Origin of the sequence: Pseudomonas sp. (assembly GCF_050739655.1) — a bacterium.
GTDB lineage: Bacteria > Pseudomonadota > Gammaproteobacteria > Pseudomonadales > Pseudomonadaceae > Aquipseudomonas.
This window is the reverse complement of record NZ_JBOIBY010000673.1, coordinates 1-22,045: the sequence shown is the minus strand read 5'-3', so window position 1 is coordinate 22,045 and position 22,045 is coordinate 1. Positions and strand designations below refer to the sequence as shown.

The following is a 22,045-nucleotide window of genomic DNA, read 5'->3' as shown; positions in this document are numbered from 1 at the left end:
GGCCTAGAACCGGGCTACGCCAAAACTGTTGGCTTGCAGCGGCCGCACCTCGGCCTCGTGACAGATATCCAGCAGGTAACCGAGCAAGGTCCGGGTATCGCGCGGATCGATCAAACCGTCGTCCCACAGATTGGCACTGCCATAGAGCGCCGTGGACTGGCTGTCGAGTTTCTGCGCAGTGACCTGTTCCAGCATGTCGAGCATTTTCGGGTCGGGCACCAGTCCGTCCTTGGCCTGTTTGGCTTCGGTGACGATGCGCAGCACTTTGCCCGCTTGCGCGCCGCCCATCACGGCGGTGCGGCTGTTGGGCCAGGCGAAGATAAAGCGCGGGTCCAGGCCACGGCCGCACATCGCGTAGTTGCCGGCGCCATAGGAACCGCCGACGACGATGGTCAGCTTTGGCACCCGGGCATTGGCCACTGCCTGAATCATCTTGGCGCCGTGCTTGATCACACCTTGTTGCTCTGATTCGGTGCCGACCATGAACCCGGTGGTGTTGTGGAAAAACAGCAGCGGTGTGCGGCTCTGGTCGCAGAGCTGGATGAACTGCGCCGCCTTGCTCGCACCCTTGGGTGTGATCGGTCCGTTGTTGCCAATGAAGCCGCAAGCGCGACCCTGGATTTTCAGATGGCCGCACACGGTCTGTTGATCGAACTCGGCCTTGAACTCAAGGAAGTTCGATCCGTCGGCGATACGGGCGATGATTTCGCGCACGTCGTAAGGTTTTTTCGGGTCGTCCGGGATCAGCCCCAGCAGTTCGTCGATGGGGTAGAGCGGTTCTGCCCATTGTGGTTCAGGTTGCCATGGCAGTTGATCGTTCCATGACAGCAGGCTGACGATCTCGCGCACCTGGCGCACGCCATCGGCATCGTTTTCGGCCAGATATTCGGCAGTGCCGGCCGTTTGCGCGTGCATCTCGGCGCCGCCCAACTCTTCGTCCGTGGCGATTTCACCGGTCGCCGCTTTCAACAGCGGAGGGCCGGCGAGAAACAGCTTGGCCTTGCCGCGCACCACCACAACGTAGTCCGAGAGACCTGGCTGGTAAGCACCGCCCGCCGTGGCCGAGCCGTGTACCACCGTGATCTGCGGCAGGCCCATGGCTGACATCCGCGCTTGATTGGCAAAGCTGCGCGCGCCTTCGACGAAAATTTCCGCGGCGTAATTGAGGTTGGCACCACCGCTCTCAGCGAGGGTGATCACCGGCAGTTTGTTTTCCATGGCGATCTGTTGCAGGCGCAGGGATTTTTTCAAACCGCTGGGGGAGATGGTCCCGCCCTTGATCGCGCTGTTGTTCGCCACCACCAGCGCACGCACGCCGGACACGTAACCGATGCCGACGATCAAACCACCACCGGCTGAACTGCCGTCCTTGTCGTCGTGCAGTTTGTAGCCGGCGAGGCTGGATAGTTCAAGAAAGGGTGCACCGGGGTCCAGCAGCAAGTTGAGACGTTCACGGGGCAGCAATTGGCCGCGCTTGTCGAATTTGGGTTTGGCTTCGGCGGCCTTGTCCAGCAGGTTCTGTTCGAGTGCGCGCAACTGCTCGATGTCCGCCAGCATCGCCGCCCGATTACGGGCGAACTGTTCGCTGAGTGCGTCCACCTGTGTCTGAATGACCGGCATGGGTTATTCCTTGTCCTTGAGCACGTCAGGAAGGTAGGCACGATGGAAGCCGTTGTACGACTCACTGTTGGTAGCCTTGTGAATCGGCCATGCCCGCCCGCCGAGGCTGGCGGCACCATCGATACGCAAGGTGCTGCCGCTGATGAACGCGGCCGCCGGGCTGAGCAGGAAAACGATCGCCGCGCTGACTTCCGATTCGGTACCGATGCGCTTGAGCGGAACGTGTTCGCGCAAGGTCGGTATCACAGCCTTGAACGCACCTTCATAGGTGTCCATGCCGCTGGACGCGACCCAACCCGGCGCCACGGCATTGACCCGCACCCCGGCGTAACCCCACTCGAATGCAGCTGTCTTGGTCAGGTTGTCCATGCCCGAACGCGCCGCGCCCGAATGGCCCATGCCTGGCATGCCACCCCACATGTCGGCCAGCATGTTGACGATGGCGCCGCCGTGCTTGCTCATGGATTGGTTGAACACTTCCCGGGCCATCAGGAAACCGCCCACCAGGTTGGTGCGCATTACGGTTTCGAAACCTTTCTGATTGATCGACGCCAGGGGCGAGGGGTACTGTCCGCCGGCATTGTTGACCAGGCCGTGAATCGGGCCGTGCTGGCGGATCAGTTCGCTGACCAGCTGCGTCACCGCTTCTTCCTCGCGAATGTCGCAGGTTCGCCAGTCGGCTTTGCCACCGTCCTCGATGATTTCGGCGGTGACGGCTTTGAGTTTGTCGGCCTTGCGACCGACCAGGATCACATGGGCGCCCAGGGCCGCCAGTTCATGGGCGGTGCAACGGCCAATGCCACTGCCGCCGCCGGTCACGATAATGGTCTGGCCGGCAAACAGATCAGTTCTGAAAATCGAATCGTAAGCCATGGCGACTGTCCTCTAGTTGAGCTGGTCGGCGATGCGCTGGGGCACCGGAATCTGGATCTGCAGCAACTGCTGGGCGAACGCCTTGCCTTGGGGGTCGATCCGCAGGCTGGCGACACCGCCGCCACCCAGGGCGTTTTCCAGCAGGAAATTCAGACTGTGGCTGGCGGGCAGATACCAACGCTCGACGCGCCCAAGTACCGGATCGAGGACATGGCTCATCCAGTCGACGATGACCGCAGGCGTCAGCGCTTCGGCGATCCACGGCAGGTACTCGGGATCGCGGGCCATGACACCGATGTTGCTGTGGTTGCCCTTATCACCTGAACGCGCGACCGCAAGCTTTACCAGCGCGATGCTGGCGTCGGCCAGTCCCCTCGGTCTCGGTGGCTCAAGCGGTGCAGGCAAGTCGGCGGTGTCGAGCGCATCAAGGGCGGGCAGGGTGCACGGATGGCGCTGGCCCATGAAATCAATGTCCAGCGTGCAGGCGGTTTTGTCGATCAGGAACGAGAACAGCCGGATCAGTGGGTAAACCGTGGGGCGACCGCCAACGATGCCGGTCAGCCCCGGCGCCATACCGGTGGCGGCCTGGGCGATTTCCCGGGAAAAGACGATCAATGCCTGTTTGTTCGGATGGCGCACCGCGAGCTTGATCACCACTTCGCGGGTGTCATGGCGCTGGCCATGGGGGCCGTAGGTTGCCTCGCTTCCCAGCAGTTCGATGCTCACTTCGCTGTAGGGCGCCCAGCCGCGCTGAGTGAAGATTTCCGAGGTCTTGTTGATGATGGCTGCGCTGACTCGCCGGGCCTTGTCCACGGCATCGATGCCGACGATCAGGCAACTGGCGGTGCAGCGGAAACCATCCGGATACGTGGCGCTGACTTTGTACTGATCGGTTGGCGGCAGGCCTTTGGCGCCGTGCACCTGGACTCTGTTTTTGCCTTGCTGGTGCAATTTGACCTGGGTGAAATCGCACACCACGTCCGGCAGCAGATAGGCCCGCGGGTCACCAATTTCATACAGCATCTGCTCGCCCACCGTCAGCGGTGTGACCAGGCCGCCTGAGCCTTCCGGTTTGCTGACGATGAACTGGCCATCGGTGCTGACCTCGACGATGGGAAAACCGATGTGTTCGTAGTCGGGCACATCGCGCCAATCGGTGAAGTTGCCGCCGGTGCACTGGGCGCCGCATTCGATGATGTGACCGGCCAGCGCGGCCTGGGCCAGTTTGTCGTAGTCGTGCCACGACCAGCCGAACTCATGCAACAGCGCGGCACTGACCACGGCACTGTCGACCACGCGCCCGGTGATCACAATATCCGCCCCCAGTCGCAAGGCCTCGACGATGCACGGTGCACCGAGGTAGGCATTGGTCGAGACGCACATGGCAGGTAGCGCAGCCCCGCTGAACATTTCATGGATGCCCAGGGTGCTCAGCTGTTTGAATTGCGGTTGCAGGTCATCGCCCAGTAGCACGGCGATCTTCAACGCGACCCCGGCCTTGTCACAGGCCGCTTGCAGGGCGGCGGCGCAGGCTTGCGGATTGATGCCGCCCGCATTACTGATCACTCGGATTTGTTGTTCGGCGAGTTGTGGAAGCAGGGGGCTGAGGACTTCGATGAAGTCGTTGGCATAGCCGCTCAACGGATCTTTCATCCGTGCCCCGGCCATGATCGACATCGTGATTTCGGCAAGGTAGTCGAATACCAGGTAGTCCAGATTCCCACCTTCCACCAGTTGCGCGGCAGCGGTGGAGGTATCGCCCCAGAACGCGCTGGCACAACCGATGCGAATCTTTTCAGGCGCAGTCAACTCCATAACCACCTCCGAGAGAAGTGTTTCGAGACTACCAAGCAAGCGCTTGGTTTGTAAACGAGATAAATATCTTCTTCCCGAGCGCTTGCTTGGTTGCTGGCACCAGCTTAAATTGCCCGCGCAACCCCCGCTGTTTTAGCGGTGATCACGACTGTAGGAGAGAACGGGTGGATGAGCAAAAAGCCCTGAGGGTCATGCGCGAACTGGTCGACGACGGCCAGTTGACCGATCCGGACAGCGCCCGTGGCAAGCTACTGCAAGTGGCGGCCCACCTGTTTCGCAACAAAGGCTACGAGCGCACCACCGTGCGCGATTTGGCCGGCGCCGTGGGCATTCAGTCGGGGAGCATCTTTCATCACTTCAAAAGCAAGGATGAAATCCTGCGGGCAGTGATGGAAGAGACCGTTCGCTATAACACCGCGTTGATGCGAGCGGCCCTCGCCGAGGCCGGTAGCGTGCGCGAGCGGGTGCTGGCGCTGATCCGCTGCGAATTGCAGTCGATCATGGGCGGCAGCGGCGAAGCGATGGCGGTGCTGGTCTATGAATGGCGCTCGCTGTCCGAGGAGGGTCAGGCCAAGGTGCTGGCACTGCGCGACATCTATGAAGACATCTGGTTGCAGGTGCTGGGTGAAGCCAAGAGCGCCGGTTTTATCCGTGGTGATGTGTTCATTGCCCGGCGTTTTCTGACCGGGGCGCTGTCCTGGACCACCACCTGGTTTCGCGCCGATGGCAGCATGAGCCTGGACCAACTCGCTGACGAGGCGCTGATTCTGGTGCTCGAGGAGAAGTAAATAGCTTGTAACAGTCAGCCGGAAACTGGCTAACTAGGCCAAACCACCTGGCTTGATTGCATTGATGCAGTATTTTGGGGAGCAACTTGTGTTGATGTCTTCGCCAATTCGGACGGCTTCGCAGCTTTTGCTGGCGACACTTGTCGCGTCATGGATGCTGCCATCCCAGGCTGCGCAACTGGTGCGAATCGGTGCCGCCCACTTTCCCCCCTATACCGTGCGCCCTGAACAAGGTGCTGATACAGGCTTGCTCCCGCAATTGGTCGAAGCACTCAATGCTTCGCAAAGCGACTATCAATTCGTTCTGGTGCCCACGTCCATCCCTCGACGCTTTGGTGATTTCAAGCAGGGTAGGATCGACATGGCGATTTTCGAAAACCCTGCCTGGGGTTGGAAAGAAATTCCCCACACCGATGTCGACATGGGGCTTGAAGACGCGGAAATTTTCGTCGCGCAACGCCAACCCGAGAATCAACAGGTTCGCCAGCAGGATTACTTTGCCGAGCTTGCCGGCAAGCGCCTGGCGTTGTTCAGTGGTTATCACTACGCCTTCGCCGACTTCAATCCCGAACCCCAGTACCTCGCCAAAAACTACAACGCGACCCTGACCTACTCCCACGACAGCAACCTGCTGATGGTGCTGCGCGGTCGCGCGGATATCGCGTTGGTCACACGGTCCTACCTCAGCGATTACTTTTTGCGCAATCTGAGTGTCGTCAACGAGTTGCTGGTGTCCGAGCGTGTCGATCAGGTTTATCACCACTACGCCATCCTGCGCCCGACCGCGCCCATCACCGGCGAAACATTCGGCAAGTTGCTGCAAGGCTTGCGAGACAACGGTCAGATGCTGAAGATTTTCGATCCCTACAAGATTGCGGTTGTACCGGTGCCCGGTAACTGAAATCCCACGCTTCTCTTAAATTCCCCGCCTCGGCTCACGTCCCATCGTAGAACTGTCGACGATATCGTGAGCCCGACCCATGCCCAATTTGAACGATCTGGCGGCCCTGTGTTTACCCACAGGCAGTCGCCTTTTAGCTGATGAAACCGAAAACCGACTGAGCCTCTGCCTTGACGGCCAATCGCTGATCCAGCTGCAGCTGACCCGTAACCCCGAACTGATGGTGCAATTGCAAGAGGGTCGTCCTGACAGCCTGGCCCTGTGGAGTGCGTGTTACTGGCTGTTCGCCCGTGATCCGGCCTGCCAGCGCCTGACCTGGAAACTCGATGAGCAACCGACACAAGCGCTGCTCAGCGGTTTGCTGATCCCCGCCCCAGTCAGCGGCGAATATCACTGCGAGCGCACCCTGTTCTGGCAATTGCCGCAGCCTTGGCTGGGGCAGTCGTTGACCGGCAGCTATCCGCAGCAAATGGTCATCAGTGCGGGCAAGCGACATCCGCTACGACCGGTGAAACCGCAAGGTGAGGTTTATCGGCGTTTTGATGCGCGGCTGGGCATGTGGATTTCCCTGCGTACGGTGGATATCGACCTGGACCTGGCCCGTTTCAATCGTTGGCAGAACAGTGCGCGGGTCGCGAGTTTCTGGCAGGAGGAGGGCAGCCTCGAACAGCATCGCGAGTACCTGACCAAACTTCAGGCCGATCCCCATACCCTGACATTGATCGGCTGTTTCGACGATCAACCGTTTGCCTATTACGAAGCCTACTGGGCCAAGGAAGATCGCATCGCACCGTTCTACGATGCCGGTGATTACGACCGTGGCATTCACATGCTGGTGGGTGAAGAAAATCATCGCGGCCCGCACAAGGTGGCGAGCTGGTTATCAGCGCTGGTGCATTACCTGTTTCTTGATGACCCGCGTACCCAACGGGTGGTCGCCGAGCCGCGTGCCGACAACGCCAGGATGATCGGGTACATGCAGGATCAACGATTCCATTGCGAAAAAGAGTTCGACTTCCCGCACAAGCGTGCAGCGTTGATGGCGCTGGGGCGTGAGCGGTTTTTTGATCGGTGTGATTTGTCTTGATGCGCTGGGCTCAAGATCTGTTGTGGTCTTGAGCCAGTCATCGCTGGCAAGCCAGCTCCCACAGGTTTCGCGGTTTGATCGTTCCCACGCTCTGCGTGGGAATGCAGCCCGGGACGCTCTGCGTCCCCATCAAAATGCAAATTTCAGATCTTAACGACGAGCAATGCTGCCCGCACGACTGCCCGACACCTTGCGGCAGTGCACCAGCGCATCGCGGATCATGAAGTTCACCAGGGTTGGCGAGACGCCCAGTTCCTTGGCGATGTCTTTCTGCGGCACGCCGTGCAAACGGTACATCTCGAAGGCATAGCGGGTCCGGCTTGGCAGCTCGGTCAGCGCGTCGGCGATGTTTTCCAGGGTCGAAAAATTGATGTGCGAGGTTTCTGGCGAAGCCCCCTGGATCACCACATTCAGGCCTTCTTCTTCAGGCCCGGAATACTTCTGCTCCAGCGCCTGTTTGCGGTAGTGGTCGATCGCCAGGTTGCGCACGATCTGGAACAGGTAGCTCAGCTGAGCCTTGAACGAAGACGTGATCTGCGGCGCGGACTGCAGTCGGAAAAACGCGTCCTGCACCACATCTTCAGCGCGTGACCGGCAGCCGGTGATGCGGGCCGCAATCTTGACCAGAATCAGTCGATTGTCGACGAATGCCTGAAGTAACGGCGAATCGCACCTGCTTGTGGAAACCTGTTCCGTCATGGAGATCACCCTGCTGCCAAAAGGTTAGTGGGACGACAAGAAGACCTGGGCCGTCCTACACATCGAGCGACAAATTATTCGTAATGATAATTATTGTCAAATGAGAAATATAACCAATGATCCATGAAGGTGCAGAGTGAGAACTGCGGCACGTTGACGCCCCCGCTTGCAGCCCATGGCCCGATTAGCGTTCAAACCGACCGACTAATTATTTGCAGATGTCATCCGTTCTCATTGGTGGAAAACACTGGGATATCTGATTACTGAACTCCTACAGGAGCGAGCGCGCTCGCGATGGGCATGAGAACGCTGCGGGGTGTCAGGCACCCATCGTCATCGTTGACGACCATCGCGAGCAAGCTTGCTCCTACAGGTATTCACTCGTCCCAAAACCGATTTCACCATGCAAGCCGAATTCAGGCAGGAAACCTCATGACCGACGCGTTCGAACTCCCCAGCACACTGGTCCAAGCCCTTCAGCGCCGTGCGGCCTCGACGCCGGATCGAGTCGCCTTGCGTTTTCTCGCCGAAACCCAGGATCAGGCTGTGGTGCTCAGTTATCGCGAGCTGGATCAGCGTGCGCGAACGATTGCTGGCGCGTTGCAAGCCGAGGCTGACTTTGGTGATCGTGCGGTGCTGCTGTTTCCCAGCGGCCCGGATTACGTCGCCGCGTTTTTCGGTTGCCTGTACGCCGGCGTAATCGCCGTGCCGGCTTATCCGCCGGAGTCGACGCGCCGTCATCACCAGGAACGTTTGTTGTCGATCATCGGCGATGCCGAGCCGCGCCTGCTGCTGACCAGCGCCGGTTTGCGTGATTCGTTGCTGCAAATCGAAGGTGCGCCGCCGCTGCTGTGTGTCGATACCCTCGACGACACATTGTCCGATCGTTGGGTTGCGCCGGATCTGCAAGGCGATCACATCGCCTTCCTGCAATACACCTCCGGCTCCACTGCGTTGCCCAAAGGCGTGCAAGTCAGCCACGGCAATCTGGTCGCCAATGAGCTGCTGATTCGCCACGGCTTCGGCATCGACCTGAACCCCGATGACGTGATCGTCAGCTGGTTGCCGCTGTACCACGATATGGGCCTGATCGGCGGCCTGTTGCAGCCGATTTTCAGCGGCGTACCGTGCGTGTTGATGTCGCCGGCCTACTTCCTCGGCCGACCGTTGCGCTGGCTTGAAACGATCAGCGAATACGGCGGCACCATCAGCGGCGGGCCGGACTTTGCCTATCGCCTGTGCAGCGAGCGGGTCAGCGAGTCAGCGCTGGAACGCCTGGACTTGAGCGGCTGGCGCGTTGCGTACTCCGGGTCTGAGCCAATCCGGCTCGACACCCTGGAGCGTTTCGCCGAGAAATTCGCCACCTGCGGTTTCACTGAAGACAGCTTCATGGCCTCTTATGGCCTGGCCGAGGCCACCTTGTTCGTCGCCGGTACACCACGTGGTCAAGGCATTGGCAATCTGCGCGTGGACGAACAGGCCCTGACGCAAAACCGCGCAGAAGCTGGCGAAGGCAGCGCGATCATGAGCTGCGGCATCAGTCAGCCGGAGCACGCGGTGCTGATTATCGATCCGGTATCGCTTGTGGAACTCGCGGACAACGCCGTCGGCGAAGTCTGGGCTGCCGGCCCGAGCATCGCCCACGGCTACTGGCGCAACCCTGAAGCGTCCGCCAAAACCTTCGTCCAGCACGCTGGCCGTACCTGGCTGCGCACCGGCGATTTGGGTTTCATGCGCGACGGTGAACTGTTCATCACTGGTCGCCTGAAAGACATGCTGATCGTGCGCGGCCACAACCTTTATCCACAGGACATCGAGCAGACCGTCGAGCGTGAAGTGGAAGTGGTGCGCAAAGGGCGCGTCGCTGTGTTTGCCGTCAACCTGGACGGTCAGGAAGGCATCGGCATCGCGGCGGAAATCAGCCGCAGCGTGCAAAAAATCCTGCCACCCGAAGCGTTGATCAAAGCCATTCGCCAAGCCGTCGCCGAAGCCTGTCAGGAAGCCCCGAGCGTGGTGGTGCTGCTCAATCCGGGGGCGCTGCCCAAGACTTCCAGCGGTAAATTGCAGCGCTCGGCGTGCCGCAGTCGTCTGGCGGACGGTAGCCTCGACAGCTATGCCGTGTTTCCTTCGGCAGCTACCGAAAGCGCCGCTCATTCCGAGTCCGGCTCGGAGCTGCAAAGCCTGATCGGTCGGATCTGGTGCGAACAGCTGCAGGTCGAACAGGTTGGCGCCGACGATCACTTCTTCCTTCTTGGCGGCAACTCCATCGCGGCCACGCAAGTGGTGGCGCGGCTACGAGAAGAACTGGGGCTGGAGTTGAATCTGCGCCTGCTGTTCGAAGCGCCGACCCTTGGCGCCTTCGCTGATGCGGTCGCCGGTCAGCAACAGGACGGTGGTCTGGCCCAAGGCGCCATCACCGCGCTGTCGCGCCATCAAGCGCTGCCGCAATCGCTGGCACAGAACCGTCTATGGATGACCTGGCAACTTGACCCATTGAGCACTGCCTACAACATTCCCGGTGCTTTGCGCCTGCGTGGCGAACTGGATGAAGACGCTTTGCGCGCCAGTTTCCAGCAACTGATCGAACGCCATGAATCTCTGCGCACACGCTTCTTCGAACGTGATGGAGTGGCGCTGCAACAGGTCGATGCGGCCGGTGAGTTCAATCTTCAGTTGATCGACATCAGCGACCGGCCCATGGCCGAGCGTGAAGCTCGCGCGCAACAAATCCGCGAGGACGAGGCCCACACCCAGTTCGATCTGGAGAAAGGCCCGCTGCTCTGGGTAACCCTGATACGCCTCGATGAAGACGACCATCAGTTGCTGGTGACGATGCATCACATCATCGCTGACGGTTGGTCGCTGAACGTTTTGATCGACGAATTTTCGCGGCTGTACGCGGCGATCTCTCAAGGCCAGCAAGCGACACTTGCCCCCTTGCCGATCCAGTATGTCGACTACGGCAGCTGGCAACGCCAATGGCTGGCGCAAGGGGAGAGAGAGCGCCAACTGTCGTATTGGAAAGCACAGTTAAGTGATGAACACCCCACCCTGAGCCTGGCCACCGACCATCCACGCTCGGCACAACGTCTGCACAGCGCCGCCCGCCACACCGTGCGGCTGGATGCCGCCCTCGGCAATGCAATTCGCCAGTGCGCCCAGGCCCATGAATCGACAGCCTTTATGCTGCTGCTCGCGGCGTTCCAGGCCTTGTTGCATCGCTACAGCGGCCAGCGTGACATCCGCATCGGCGTGCCGAACGCCAACCGTCCACGCCTGGAAACCCAGGGCCTGATTGGCTTCTTCATTAACACTCAGGTGCTACGCGCCGAGATGGACTCGCCACTGCCGTTCAGTGAGTTGCTGGGGCATACCCGTCAGGCGGCGTTGGGCGCACAAGCGCATCAGGACCTGCCGTTCGAACAATTGCTCGAAGCCTTCCCGCAGGCCCGTGAACAGGGCCTGTTCCAGGTCATGTTCAACCACCAGCAACGCGACCTCAGTGCATTGAAACGCCTGCCCGGGTTACTGGCGGAAGAATTGCCGTGGCACAGCCGCCAGGCCAAGTTCGATTTGCAATTGCACAGTGAAGAAGACCGCAACGGTCGCCTCAGCCTGTCCTTCGACTACGCCAGCGAGTTGTTCGACGGCGCGACCATCGAGCGTCTGGCCGAGCACTACGCCAACCTGTTGCGCGGGGTCTGCGAGCGTCCGCAAACTGCACTCGGCGACCTGCAATTGCTGAGCGAAACCGAGCACCATCAGCAAGCCAATTGGGCCGTTGCACCCTGCACGCCGGCCAACCAATGGCTGCCCGAGCTGCTCAATGATCAGGCGCGACTGACGCCAGAGCGCATTGCGTTGCAGTGGGACGGCGGCCAGATGACATTCGCCGAACTGCACACCCGGGCCAATCGCCTGGCCCACTACCTGCGCGACAAAGGCGTGGGTCCGGATGTCTGCGTGGCGATTGCCTACGAGCGTTCACCGCAGTTGCTGATCGGCCTGCTGGCAATCATCAAGGCCGGCGGCGCCTACGTGCCGCTGGACCCGGATTACCCCGCCGAGCGACTGGCCTACATGCTCAACGACAGCGGTGTCGAGTTGCTGCTGACACAAACCCAATTACTGGAAGGCTTGCCAGCGACCGATGGCGTCAGTGTGATCGCCCTGGACGCCCTGCATCTGGAGAGCTGGCCAAGCCATGCGCCGGGCCTGCATCTGCATGGCGACAACCTGGCCTATGTGATTTACACCTCCGGCTCCACCGGGCAACCCAAAGGCGTCGGCAACACCCACGCAGCCCTCGCCGAGCGCTTGCAATGGATGCAGGACACCTATGGCCTGAACGACTCCGACGTGCTGATGCAAAAGGCGCCGATCAGTTTCGACGTGTCGGTGTGGGAGTGCTTCTGGCCCTTGATCATCGGTGCGCGTTTGCTGATGGCCGGCCCCGGCGAGCACCGCGATCCGCATCGCATCGCGCAACTGGTTCAGCAATACGGCGTGACCACGCTGCACTTCGTGCCACAGCTGCTTTCGCTGTTCATCGACGAACCGCTCAGTGCCGAATGCACCAGCCTGCGTCGATTGTTCTCGGGTGGCGAAGCCTTGCCTTGCGAACTGCGCAACCGGGTTCTGGAGCAACTGCCGGCTGTGCAACTGCACAACCGTTACGGCCCGACCGAAACCGCGATCAATGTCACTCATTGGCATTGCAGTCGCGCCGATGGTGAACGCACGCCGATTGGCCGGCCATTGGGCAATGTGGTTTGCCGTATTCTCGACAGCGATCTCAATCCCGTGCCGACCGGCGTGCCGGGTGAATTGTGCATCAGCGGCAGCGGCCTGGCCCGAGGTTATCTGGGGCGCCCGGGCCTGACCGCCGAGCGTTTCGTGGTCGATCCGTCGGGCGAGCAGGGCGCGCGTTTGTACCGCACCGGTGACCGTGCTCGCTGGACCGCCGATGGCGTGATTGAATACCTGGGGCGTCTCGACCAGCAGGTCAAACTGCGTGGCTTTCGTGTCGAACCCCAGGAAATTGAAGCGCGACTGCTGACGCAGGACGGCGTGGCCCAGGCCGTGGTATTGGTTCGCGAAACCTCGGCGGGTGACCAACTGATCGGTTACTACACCTCCACCGATTGTTCTGAACCCGTGGATGCACAAACAACTCGGCTGAAAGCCGCGTTGGCGGCGCAACTGCCCGAATACATGGTTCCGGCACAGCTGATGCGCCTGGAGCAAATGCCCCTTGGCCCGAGCGGTAAACTCGACCGTCGAGCGTTGCCCGAGCCGCAGTGGCAGGTTCGTGAACACGTCGAACCGGTGACTGAACTGCAGCGGAAAATCGCCGGCATCTGGCGTGAAGTGCTCGGTTTGGCGCACGTCGGTCTGCACGATGATTTTTTTGCCCTCGGTGGGCACTCGCTGCTGGCCACGCAAATCATCTCCCGCACCCGTCAGGCCTGTGACGTCGAGTTGCCGTTGCGAGCACTGTTCGAGCACAGTGAGCTGGCGACGTTTGCCGATCAGGTGCGCCTGATCCAGGCCAGCGGCAGCACCAACAAACAGCCGCCGATCGAGAAGGTCGACCGCAGCCAGCCGGTGCCGCTGTCTTATTCCCAACAGCGCATGTGGTTCCTCTGGCAGATGGAACCGGAAAGCCCCGCGTATAACGTCGGTGGTATGGCGCGCCTGCGCGGGTTGCTGGATGTCGATCGTTTCGACGCTGCCTTGCAAGCGCTGATCCTGCGCCACGAAACCTTGCGCACCACATTCCCGAGCATCGATGGTGTCGCTCGCCAGCACGTGCATGCCGAGACGGGCGTGCGCCTGGAAAGGAAGGATTTCACCGAACTGGATGCCGATAGCCGTGAGTGGCAGGTCCAGCATCTGGCCGATGATGAGGCACACAAGCCATTTGATCTGGAAACCGGGCCGCTGCTGCGCGCCTGCCTGGTCAAGACCGCCGAGCATGAACATTACTTTGTACTGACCCTGCACCACATCGTCACTGAAGGATGGGCGATGGACATCTTTGCCCGTGAACTCAGCGCGTTGTACGAAGCGTTCGTCGATGATCGCGAGTCGCCGCTGCAACCGCTGCCCGTGCAGTACCTGGATTACAGTGTCTGGCAGCGTCAGTGGTTGGAGTCCGGCGAACGTCAGCGCCAGCTCGACTACTGGACCACGCAACTGGGCCGCGAACATCCGCTGCTGGAATTGCCGGCCGACCGTCCGCGTCCACCAGTGCAAAGCCACCAGGGCGAGCTGTTCCGTTTCGACTTGAGTGATGACCTCGCCGCACGGGTCCGCGCTTTCAACGCGCAAAACGGCTTGACCCTGTTCATGACCATGACCGCAACCCTCGCCACGCTGCTGTACCGCTACAGCGGCCAGACCGATCTGCGCATTGGCGCGCCGGTGGCCAACCGGATTCGTCCGGAGAGCGAAGGGCTGATCGGTGCGTTCCTCAACACCCAGGTGCTGCGTTGCCAGCTCGACGGGCAGATGCCCGTGGCTCAATTGTTCGAGCAGGTTCGCCACACGGTGATCGAAGGCCAATCCCACCAAGACCTGCCGTTCGATCATCTGGTGGAGGCCTTGCAGCCGCCGCGCAGTGCCGCCTACAACCCGTTGTTCCAGGTGATGTGCAATGTGCAGCGCTGGGAGTTCCAACAGAGCCGTACCCTGGCCGGCATGACCGTCGAGTACCTGGCCAACGATGCCCGTGCGACCAAGTTCGACCTCAACCTGGAAGTCACCGACCTCGACCATCGCCTGGGTTGCTGCCTGACCTACAGCACGGATCTGTTCGACGAGCCGCGCATTGCCCGCATGGCTGCGCACTGGCGCAATCTGTTGGAGGCGCTGATCGCCGATCCTTCGCGGCGTCTGAGTGAATTGCCGTTGCTCGACGCCACGGAGCAGCAAAGCCTGCTCGACAGCCTCGGCGTCGAGCCGGGCGAGCATCGTCTTGATCAATGCATCCATCACCTGTTCGCCGAGCAGGCACGGGTGCGTAAGGATGCACCGGCGCTGACGTTCGCCGGGCAAACCCTGAGCTATGCCGAGCTCGACAGCCAAGCCAATCGCCTGGCCTGGATGCTGCGCGAGCGCGGAGTCGGCCCACAAGTGCGGGTCGGCCTGGCGTTGGAGCGTTCGCTGGAAATGGTCATCGGCCTGCTGGCGATCCTCAAGGCCGGTGGCGCCTATGTGCCGCTGGACCCGGAATACCCGCTCGAGCGCCTGCATTACATGATCGAAGACAGCGGCGTCGGCCTGCTGCTCAGCGATACGGCGATGTTCAATGCCTTGGGCGAATTGCCGTCAACCGTCAACCGCTGGTGCCTGGAAGAAGACGCCGCAAAACTGGCCCAGTACCCGGACAGCGAACTGCCGTTTATCAGCCTGCCACAACATCAGGCGTACCTGATCTACACCTCGGGCTCCACCGGTAAACCGAAAGGTGTGGTGGTTTCCCACGGCGAAATTGCCATGCACTGTCGCGCGGTGATCGAGCGTTTCGCCATGCGCCCTGACGATTGCGAACTGCATTTCTATTCGATCAACTTCGACGCCGCCACCGAGCGCCTGTTGGTCCCTCTGTTGAGCGGCGCTCAAGTGGTGCTGCGTGCACAAGGCCAGTGGGACGCCGAGGAAATCTGCGGCTTGATCCGTACCCATCACATCAACGTTCTCGGGTTTACCCCAAGCTATGGCAGCCAGTTGGCGCAATGGCTGGCAACTCGCAACGAGATTCTGCCGGTGCGCATGATCATCACCGGTGGCGAGGCGCTGACCGGCGAACACCTGGCGCGCATTCGGGCAACGTTCAAACCGAGTGTGTTCTTCAACGCCTACGGCCCGACGGAAACCGTGGTCATGCCACTGGCCAGCCTGGCGCCTGAAGTACTGGAGGACGGCTTGGGCAGCGTGCCGATCGGCAGCGTGATCGGCGACCGCGTCGCGTACATTCTCGATGCCGATCTGGCACTGGTTCCGCAAGGCGCGACGGGTGAGTTGTACGTCGGTGGCGCGGGTCTGGCCCAGGGGTATCACCAACGTCCGGGCATGACCGCTGAACGTTTTGTGGCGGATCCATTCACCGTCAAAGGCGGGCGTATCTACCGCACTGGCGACCTGGTGCGTCAGCGTGCCGATGGTCTGGTGGAGTATCTGGGCCGTATTGATCACCAAGTGAAGATTCGCGGTTTCCGCATCGAATTGGGTGAAATCGAAACCCGCCTGCTGGAGCATGAATCGGTACGTGAGGCCGTGGTGCTTGCGCTGGATGCCCCAAGTGGCAAGCAGCTGGTTGGGTATCTGGTATCCGATGTCGCGGAGCAGGACGAAGCGCAGCAAAGCGCTTTGCGTGAATCGCTCAAGGCCTGCCTGAAAGCGCAACTGCCGGACTACATGGTGCCTATGCATCTGATCTTGCTCGCCAGCATGCCGCTGACCGCCAATGGCAAACTCGACCGTCGCGCACTGCCGGCGCCGGACCCGGAGCTGAACCGCCAGCACTATGTGGCGCCGAGCAACGCCCTGGAAATCACACTGGCGCAGATCTGGTGCGAAGTGCTGAACGTCGATCAGGTCGGTCTCAACGATAACTTCTTTGAGCTGGGCGGTGACTCGATCCTGTCGATCCAGGTGGTCAGCCGTGCGCGGCAGCAGGGTATTCACTTCAGCCCCCGCGACCTGTTCCAGCACCAGACCGTACAAACCCTCGCCGCAGTGGCGACCCGCACCGAGCAGGTCACAGCCGAGCAAGGACTGATCAGCGGTGAGTCACGCCTGACGCCGATCCAGCACTGGTTCTTCGATACCGACATTCCACAGCGCCAACACTGGAACCAGGCGCTGTTGCTGCAACCGACCGTGCCTCTGGAACCCCATCGCCTGGAGAAAGCACTGCTGGCGGTGATTGAACAGCACGATGCCTTGCGCCTGCGCTTCAGCCAGGTCGCCAGCCAATGGCACGCGCAGCACCAGGCAATTTCCGATACGCCGCTGCTATGGCAGGTGCGCGTGACATCCATGGACAAATGCGCGGCACTGTTTGCCGACGCTCAGCGAAGCCTTGATCTTGAAAATGGGCCGCTGATGCGCGTGCTGCTGGTCGATGGTCCCGAGGATCAGCAACGGTTGTTCATCGCGATTCACCACCTGGTGGTCGATGGCGTTTCATGGCGTGTGCTGCTGGACGATCTGCAAACCGTATATCGCCAACTCGACGCGCAGCAAGCGGTGAAACTGCCGGCCAAAACCAGTGCCTTCAAGGACTGGGCCGCACGCTTGCAAGCCTATGCCGGTAGCGAATCCCTGCGTGAAGAGCTGAGCTGGTGGCAGGCGCAATTGGCAGGGCCGAGTGCGCAGCTACCCTGTGATCGTCCCGAAGGTGGCCGCCACAATCGACATGCACAAACCGTCAGCGTGCGACTGGACAGCGAGCGCACCCGGCAATTGCTGCAACAGGCACCGAGTGCCTATCGCACCCAGGTCAACGACCTGCTGCTGACGGCGCTGGCCCGCGTGCTGTGCCGCTGGACCGGCGATACATCGGCGTTGATTCAACTGGAAGGCCACGGACGTGAAGCGCTGTTCGACGAGATCGACCTGACCCGTACGGTCGGTTGGTTTACCAGTGCTTACCCGTTGCGCCTGACCCCGTCGAACATTGAAGAGGCGGCCGGGCAGGGCGCGTCGATCAAGGCCATCAAGGAGCAATTGCGCGCCGTGCCGCACAAGGGCTTGGGTTATGGCGTGCTGCGTTATCTTGCCGACGACCTGAGTCGCCAGCGCATGGCCGAGTTGCCGGTGGCGCCGGTCACCTTCAACTATTTGGGGCAGTTCGATCAGAGCTTCGGTGCCGACGCGTTGTTCCATCCGCTGGATGAAAGCATCGGCGCGGCCCACGACGCGAATGCACCGTTGCCCAACGAGCTGAGTGTCGACAGTCAGGTCTACGGCGGCGAACTGGTTCTGCGCTGGACGTTCAGCGCCCAGCGTCATGATCCGCAGACCATTACCGAACTGGCGCACGCTTATGTGGGCGAGTTGCAAAGCCTGATCGAACATTGCCTGCGCAACGAGGTGGGCGGCCTGACACCGTCGGACTTCCCGCTGGCGAAACTCAGCCAGACGCAACTGGATGCGTTGCCGATTCCTCCCGCCCAGATCGAGGACGTCTATCCGCTGACGCCGATGCAAGAGGGCATGCTGCTGCACACCTTGCTGGAACCGGGCACCGGTCTGTACTACATGCAGGATCGCTACCGCATCAACAGCGAACTCGATCCGCAGCGTTTCGCCCAGGCCTGGCAAGCGGTCATCGCCCGCCACGAAGCCTTGCGTGCATCGTTCTGCTGGAACGTCGGCGAAGACATGCTGCAGGTTATCCACAAGCCTGGCAGCACGCCGATCGAATACCTCGACTGGAGCGATATCGCCGAAACCGAGCAAGAACCTCGGCTGCAAACCTTGCTCAAGACTGAGCGCGAGGCCGGGTTCGATCTGCTCAACCAGGCGCCGTTCCACCTGCGCCTGATCCGCGTGGGCGCGGCGCGCTACTGGTTCATGATGAGCAACCACCACATCCTCATCGATGCCTGGTGCCGCTCGTTGCTGATGAACGATTTCTTCGAGATCTACATGGCCCTCGGCGAAGGTCGGGAAGCACAGCTGGCCGTGCCGCCGCGCTATCGCGACTACATTGGCTGGCTGCAACGCCAGAGCCTGGCCGAAGCGCGGCAGTGGTGGAAAACCAACCTGCAAGGCTTCGAACGGACCACGCCGATCCCGAGCGACCGGCCGTTCCTGCGTGAACATGCCGGCGACAGCGGCGGCATGATCGTCGGCGACCGCTACACCCGACTCGACGCCCGTGACGGTGCAAAACTGCGTGAACTGGCCCAGGCCCATCAGCTGACCATCAACACATTCGCCCAGGCGGCGTGGGCCTTGGTGCTGCGTCGCTTGAGCGGTGATCGCGATGTGTTGTTCGGCGTCACCGTAGCCGGGCGCCCGGTGGAAATGCCGCAGATGCAACGCACCGTCGGCCTGTTCATCAACAGCATCGCGCTGCGGGTGAAGATGCCTGAGGACGACCAGCGTTGCAGCGTGCGCCAATGGCTCACCGGGTTACTCGACAGCAACATGCATTTGCGCGAGTACGAATACCTGCCGCTGGTGAGCATTCAGGAAAACAGCGAGTTGCCCAAAGGCCAACCACTGTTCGACAGCCTGTTCGTGTTCGAAAACGCCCCGGTGGAAGTCTCGGTACTGGACCGTGCACAAAGCCTGAACGCGACTTCTGATTCGGGGCGGACCCACACCAACTTCCCGCTGACGGCGGTGTGCTACCCAGGCGATGACCTTGGCTTGCACCTGTCCTACGACCAGCGTTACTTCGATGAAATCACAGTCGAGCGCATGCTCGGTGAGTTCAAGCGTTTGCTGCTGGCGCTGGTCGAAGGTTTCCACGGTGAAATGGTGGACCTGCCGTTGCTGGGCGCTGAGGAACAGGACTTCCTGATCCACGGTTGCAACCAGAGCGAGCACGCTTACCCGCTGGAGCAGAGCTACGTCGCCTTGTTTGAAGCGCAGGTTGCGCGGCATCCGCAGCGGATCGCCGCCAGTTACCTGGATCAGCAGCTCAGCTACGTTGAGCTGAACCAGCGCAGTAACCGACTGGGTCATGCCTTGGTGGCTGCCGGTGTCGGGCTGGATCAACCGGTGGCGCTGCTGGCCGAGCGTAATCTGGATCTGCTGGGCATGATCATCGGCAGCTTCAAGGCCGGGGCCGGTTACCTGCCGCTGGACCCAGGCCTGCCGAGCCAGCGCCTGAGCCGCATCATCGACTTGAGCCGCACGCCGTTGCTGGTCTGTACCCAAGCCTGTCGCGAGCAAGCCATTGCACTGCTGGAAGAATTCGGTTGTGCCAATCGGCCTCGCTTGCTGGTGTGGGAAGAGGTGCAGGCCAGCCATGTTTCGGTGACCAACCCGGGCATTTACAGCGGCCCGGACAATCTCGCCTACGTGATCTACACCTCGGGCTCCACCGGTTTGCCCAAGGGCGTGATGGTCGAACAGCGCGGCATGCTCAACAACCAATTGAGCAAGGTGCCGTACCTGGACCTGAGCGAGTCCGACGTGATCGCCCAGACTGCTTCGCAAAGCTTCGACATTTCCGTGTGGCAGTTCCTCGCCGCACCGTTGTTCGGTGCGCGGGTCGACATCGTGCCAAACACCATTGCCCACGATCCGCAGGGCTTGCTCAGCCATGTGCAGAGCCAGGGCATTACCGTGCTCGAAAGCGTGCCGTCGCTGATCCAGGGCATGCTCGCCCAGGAGCGCATGAGCCTCGACGGTCTGCGCTGGATGCTGCCGACCGGTGAGGCGATGCAGCCGGAACTGGCCCATCAGTGGCTGCTGCGTTATCCGGACATCGGCTTGGTGAATGCCTATGGTCCGGCTGAATGCTCGGATGACGTGGCCTTTTTCCGCGTGGATTTGGCCTCCACTCGCGGCAGCTATCTGCCCATTGGTACGCCGACTGACAACAACCGTTTGTACCTCCTCGACGGCTCGCTGGAGCTGGTGCCGTTGGGCGCGGTAGGCGAGTTGTGCGTCGCCGGTACCGGCGTCGGGCGTGGTTATGTCAGCGATCCACTGCGTACCGCGCAGGTGTTTGTGCCCAACCCGTTTGGCGCACCGGGCGATCGTCTGTACCGCACCGGCGACCTGGCCCGCCGTCGCACTGACGGTGTGCTGGAATATGTCGGGCGTATCGACCATCAGGTGAAAATTCGCGGCTACCGTATCGAGCTGGGTGAAATCGAAGCGCGCCTGCACGAACAACCGGAAGTCCGCGAGGCGGCGGTCGGAGTGCAGGAGGGTGTCAACGGCAAGCATCTGGTGGGCTATCTGGTGGCGGCGAATGCCACGCCGGATTCGGCAGAATGTCTGGAGCGTATCAAGCTACGCCTGCGCGCTGAGCTGCCGGAATACATGGTGCCGCTGCACTGGTTGTGGCTGGACAAAATGCCGCTCAACGCCAACGGCAAACTGGACCGCAAGGTACTGCCGGTGCTGGAGATCGGTCAGCTGCAAAGCCAGGATTACCAGGCGCCGCGCACTGATCTGGAGCAGACATTGGCCGCTATCTGGGCCGAGGTGTTGAAGGTGGAGAAGGTGGGTGTGCGCGACAACTTCTTCGAGCTGGGCGGGCATTCGCTACTGGCCACGCAGATCGCTTCCCGGGTCCAGAAAACCCTGCAACGGGATGTGCCGTTGCGGGCGATGTTCGAATGCAGCACGGTGGAGGAGCTGGCGCAGTACATCGACGGCCTGGCGGCCAGCGACATCACCGAGGAAAAGGTGGATCGGCTGAATGACCTGATGGCGGAGCTGGAGGGGTTCTGAGCGGCGAAAAAATACTGTGGGAGCCTTCTAGCGATAGCGGAGTGTCAGCGACCATCAATGCTAAAAGTGATGGCCTCATCGCTAGCAGGCTAGCTCCCACAGTGGTCGGTGGTGGACACGACACTTGTGGATACCCAGGTCCCTTGTGGGAGCTAGCCTGCTAGCGATGGCGGCAGGTCAGACAACATTGATGTTGGGTTTGCCGGCCTCTTCGCGGGCAAGCCCGCTCCCACAGTGGCAGGTGGGGTGGGTGGATTTTGTGATCGACGCAGGACCCTGTGGGAGCCGGCTTGCTGGCGATGGCGTCGTGTCAGGCGCCATCAATGTTGAATGTGCCGGCCTCTTCGCGGGCAAGCCTCGCTCCCACAGTGGCCGGTGGGGTTGGCGGATTTTGTGATCGACGCAGGACCCTGTGGGAGCCGGCTTGCTGGCGATGGCGTCGTGTCAGGCGATATCGATGTTGGATGTGCCGGCCTCTTCGCGGGCAAGCCTCGCTCCCACAGTGGCCGGTGGTGTTGGTGGATTTTGTGATCGACGCAGGACCCTGTGGGAGCCGGCTTGCTGGCGATGGCGTCGTGTCAGGCGATATCAATGTTGAATGCGCCGGCCTCTTCGCGGGCGAGCCTCGCTCCTACAGTGGCCGGTGGGGTTGGTGGATTTTGTGATCGACGCAGGACCCTGTGGGAGCCGGCTTGCTGGCGATGGCGTCGTGTCAGGCGATATCGATGTTGGATGTGCCGGCCTCTTCGCGGGCAAGCCCGCTCCCACAGTGGCAGGTGGGGTGGGTGGATTTTGTGATCGACGCAGGACCCTGTGGGAGCCGGCTTGCTG

At 61.2% G+C, this 22,045-nt stretch carries 8 protein-coding genes; 4 read left to right on the top strand and 4 right to left on the bottom strand.

Annotation, left to right across the window (positions count from 1 at the left end; all coding sequences use genetic code 11):
- Positions 1 to 3 precede the first annotated feature (3 nt).
- Genes atuC through ACRESJ_RS31850 form a run of 3 tightly spaced genes read right to left on the bottom strand, consistent with a single transcriptional unit; the run spans position 4 to position 4,308 of the window.
- Positions 4 to 1,620: a geranyl-CoA carboxylase subunit beta gene (gene atuC, locus ACRESJ_RS31860; RefSeq protein ID WP_431761454.1), complete on the bottom strand. Its 1,617-nt coding sequence runs from the start codon at positions 1,618 to 1,620 to the stop codon at positions 4 to 6.
- A gap of 3 nt (positions 1,621 to 1,623) precedes the next feature.
- Positions 1,624 to 2,493, bottom strand: a complete 870-nt coding sequence (locus tag ACRESJ_RS31855; protein WP_431761453.1) for an SDR family oxidoreductase — start codon at positions 2,491 to 2,493, stop codon at positions 1,624 to 1,626.
- A gap of 12 nt (positions 2,494 to 2,505) precedes the next feature.
- Positions 2,506 to 4,308: an acyclic terpene utilization AtuA family protein gene (locus tag ACRESJ_RS31850; protein ID WP_431761452.1), complete on the bottom strand. Its 1,803-nt coding sequence runs from the start codon at positions 4,306 to 4,308 to the stop codon at positions 2,506 to 2,508.
- A 164-nt stretch (positions 4,309 to 4,472) separates the two neighbouring features.
- Between ACRESJ_RS31850 and ACRESJ_RS31845 the strand changes: the two genes are divergently transcribed.
- From ACRESJ_RS31845 to ACRESJ_RS31835, 3 genes are all read left to right on the top strand, one after another.
- The gene (locus tag ACRESJ_RS31845; RefSeq protein WP_431761451.1) at positions 4,473 to 5,096 is read left to right on the top strand and encodes a TetR/AcrR family transcriptional regulator; all 624 of its coding nucleotides are present in this window, start codon (positions 4,473 to 4,475) and stop codon (positions 5,094 to 5,096) included.
- Positions 5,097 to 5,190: 94 nt separating this feature from the next.
- Positions 5,191 to 5,997, top strand: coding sequence for a substrate-binding periplasmic protein (locus tag ACRESJ_RS31840; protein ID WP_431761450.1), 807 nt, complete (start codon positions 5,191 to 5,193; stop codon positions 5,995 to 5,997).
- A gap of 79 nt (positions 5,998 to 6,076) precedes the next feature.
- Positions 6,077 to 7,084: a GNAT family N-acetyltransferase gene (locus ACRESJ_RS31835; protein WP_431761449.1), complete on the top strand. Its 1,008-nt coding sequence runs from the start codon at positions 6,077 to 6,079 to the stop codon at positions 7,082 to 7,084.
- A 150-nt stretch (positions 7,085 to 7,234) separates the two neighbouring features.
- On the opposite strand, the gene ACRESJ_RS31830 is transcribed toward ACRESJ_RS31835, so the two are convergent.
- On the bottom strand, positions 7,235 to 7,783 hold the full coding sequence (locus ACRESJ_RS31830) for an RNA polymerase factor sigma-70 (RefSeq protein ID WP_431761448.1): 549 nt from the start codon (positions 7,781 to 7,783) through the stop codon (positions 7,235 to 7,237).
- 432 nt (positions 7,784 to 8,215) lie between these two features.
- Here ACRESJ_RS31830 and ACRESJ_RS31825 point away from each other — a divergent pair, with 432 nt between their 5' ends.
- Complete coding sequence (locus tag ACRESJ_RS31825; protein WP_431761447.1) at positions 8,216 to 21,214, top strand: non-ribosomal peptide synthetase; 12,999 nt, start codon at positions 8,216 to 8,218, stop codon at positions 21,212 to 21,214.
- The last annotated feature ends 831 nt before the right edge of the window (positions 21,215 to 22,045 follow it).